We start from the raw sequence: 2736 nt of genomic DNA on the forward strand, positions 1-2736 counted from the left end.
GTCCACTCGATGGGCCACTCCGCGGACTTCGAGACCGAGGAGCGCGAGACCACCGAGGCGTTCGTCCGCGCCGTCGAGGCCGCCGGGGTGGGGCGGATCGTCCACCTGTCCGGGCTGCACCCTGCGGACGAGTCCGACCTGTCCCCGCACCTGCGCTCGCGCGTGGAGGTGGGGCGGATCATGCTGGCCTCGACCGTGCCCGCGCTGGTGATCCAGGCCGGGGTGGTGATCGGCTCCGGGTCCGCCTCGTTCGAGATGATCCGGCACCTCACCACCCGACTGCCCGGGATGGTCACCCCCAAGTGGGTCAGCAACCGGATCCAGCCGATCGCCGTCCGGGACGTGGTCCACTACCTGGCCGCGGCCACCACCTGCCCGCTCGAGGGCGACCTCGCGGACGGCCGGACCATCGACGTGGGCGGGCCGGACGTGCTGACGTACGGGCAGATGATGCAGATCTACGCGGAGGAGGCCGGCCTTCACCGCCGGCTCATGGTCCCCGTCCCCGTCCTCACGCCCAAGCTGTCCTCGCTGTGGATGGGACTGGTCACCCCGCTCGAGCCCGGCCTGGCCCGGCCGCTGGTGGAATCGCTGCGCTGCGAGGCGATCGTGCATGTCGACGACGCCGACGAGGTCCTGGGACCCCCGCCCGGCGGCCGCACCCCCTACCGTCAGGCCCTCCGCGAGGCCCTGCGGGTGCCGCACGGGCCCGCGCGCCCGGCGCAGTGGGCCGGCGCCGACCCCCTCGGCGACCCCGCCCGGCTCCTGCCGTCCGACGCGGACTGGGCCGGGGTGCGCCCGCCCACGGTCTGGCGCGCCCGCCCGGCGCGATGAGCACCGGGCCCGGGTCCGGGCCCGGGACCGCCGCCCCGGACACGCTCACCGGCCGCTACCGGCAGGCCTTCCGGACCGGCCAGATGGAGACCGCGCCGGTGCCGCCGACGCGCCGCCGCCTTGCCGTGGTCGTGGTCACCCTGGTGCTGGGCGCGGCCGTCAACGCGTGGGCGTTGCGCATCCCCGCCGGGGACTCGATGTTCTACCCCGCGACCGCCCTGCTGGCCGCGGTGTGGCTGACCGGGGCGTTCGCCTCCGGCCCGATCCGGGTGGGGCGCGAACCGTACCGGTCCGGCCGGCCCGTGGCGTCCTCGATCCTCGCCGCCTCCGCCCTGGCCGCGCTGTTCTGCCTGGGCGCGCTGGTCGTGGCGCGGATCGAGCCGCTGCGCGACCCCGTCGACGCCCTGCTCGACCATGCCACCGTGGGCAACCTGGCGCTGGTGGCCCTGCTCACCGCGGTCAACGGCGTGGCGGAGGAGTGCTTCCACCGCGGCGCGGTGTACTCGGCCACCTCCCGGATCCGCCCGGTCCTGGTCACCACGGTGGTCTACGCGGCGGTCACCGCCACCGCCGGCATCCCGCTGCTGGTGCTGGCCGCGGTCATCCTCGGGCTGGTCACCGCGGTCCAGCGCCGCTGCACCGGCGGGGTGCTGGGGCCGATCATCACGCACGTGGCGTGGTCGATGGTCATGCTGTTCGCGCTCGGCCCGATCCTCGACGCGGCGCGGGTCTGAGCCGGCGGGTCCGAGCCGGCTGGTCCGAGCCCGCGGGCTCAGCCGCCGCAGCAGTCCCCGCCGCCGAGCCCGGCGCCGTCGCCCGCGCCCGGCGCCGGGCGCACCTCGCGGGTGGCGAGGTTGCGGGCCGCGAGGTCGGCCTCCGCCGGGTAGTCCACCCCGACAAGCGACAGCCCACACGCCGGCGCCACCGGCACCGCCGACGACCGCTCGGTCTCCCGCAGCAGCCCCGAGATCCACTCCACGGACCGCCGCCCCTCCCCCACGGCCATCACCGCGCCCACGAGGCTGCGGACCATGGACCAGCAGAACGCGTCCGCGCTCACCGACGCCGTCCACACCTCCGCCGCCCCCGGCGCGTCCGGGCCCCGCGCGTCGGGCTCGGCGCGCCAGTCGAAGCGCTGGAGCTCCCGGATCGTGGTGGCTCCCTCCCGGCGGCGGCAGAACGCCGCGAAGTCGTGCAGCCCCAGCAGCCGCTGCGACGCCTCCTGCACCGCCGCCAGCTCCGCCCGCCGCGGCCACGCCGCGGTGTCGCGCGCCCGGGTGGGGTCGGGCCCCCACGGCGCGGTGGTGAGTCGGTACTCGTAGTGCCGGCGCAGCGCGGAGAAGCGGGCGTCGAACTCCCCCGGCACCCAGCGGGCGTCCATCACCGCGATGTCCGCCGGCAGCAGGCGCGCGAGCCTGCGCACCAGGGCCCCGGGCCGCCCGTCCACCGAGCGCTGGTCCAGCCACGCCGGGTCCACGTCGAGGTGGCACACCTGGGCGCGCGCGTGCACCCCGGCGTCGGTGCGGCCGGCCACGGTGAGGGTCACCGGGTGCCGGAAGATCGTGCCGAGCTGCTCCTCGAGCACCCCGCACACCGTCCGGAGCCCGGGCTGGCGTGCCCAGCCGGAGAAGTCGGTGCCGTCGTAGGCTACGTCCAGGCGGATCCGGCGGGTGCTCACGGACTACAGACGCTAGACCACGCCCGCGACACCGCGCCACACGGCGGCCGCGGCGTCCGGCACGATGGGACCGTGTCGTCGTCGTCCGTTCCCCCCACCCCCCGCCGCACCGCCGCGCTCCTCACCGCCGGCGTGACCGTCGCCCTGGCCCTGGGTGCCTGCGCCACCGGCGACGACGACGAGGCCCCGCCCCGCGCCCCCGGCCCCGCGGCGACCGGGTCCGC

The 2736-nt window shown here is 76.9% G+C and carries 3 protein-coding genes; 2 read left to right on the forward strand and 1 reads right to left on the reverse strand.

Going from position 1 to position 2736, the window contains the following annotated elements; genetic code table 11:
- A partial coding sequence (locus tag B4M60_RS01970; protein WP_291079782.1) for an oxidoreductase occupies positions 1-834 on the forward strand: 834 nt, incomplete at its 5' end.
- A complete protein-coding gene (locus tag B4M60_RS01975; RefSeq protein ID WP_291079783.1) occupies positions 831-1568 on the forward strand; it encodes a CPBP family intramembrane glutamic endopeptidase in 738 nt (245 codons plus the stop codon). The genes B4M60_RS01970 and B4M60_RS01975, both read left to right, overlap by 4 nt.
- A 38-nt stretch (positions 1569-1606) precedes the next feature.
- Here B4M60_RS01975 and truA read toward each other — a convergent pair whose 3' ends face one another.
- Positions 1607-2512 (reverse strand): tRNA pseudouridine(38-40) synthase TruA, encoded by a 906-nt coding sequence (truA, locus tag B4M60_RS01980; RefSeq protein ID WP_291079784.1) that lies wholly within the window; start codon positions 2510-2512, stop codon positions 1607-1609.
- Positions 2513-2736 lie beyond the last annotated feature (224 nt).

Source organism: Dietzia sp. UBA5065 (genome assembly GCA_002415925.1).
Lineage (GTDB): Bacteria > Actinomycetota > Actinomycetes > Mycobacteriales > Mycobacteriaceae > Dietzia.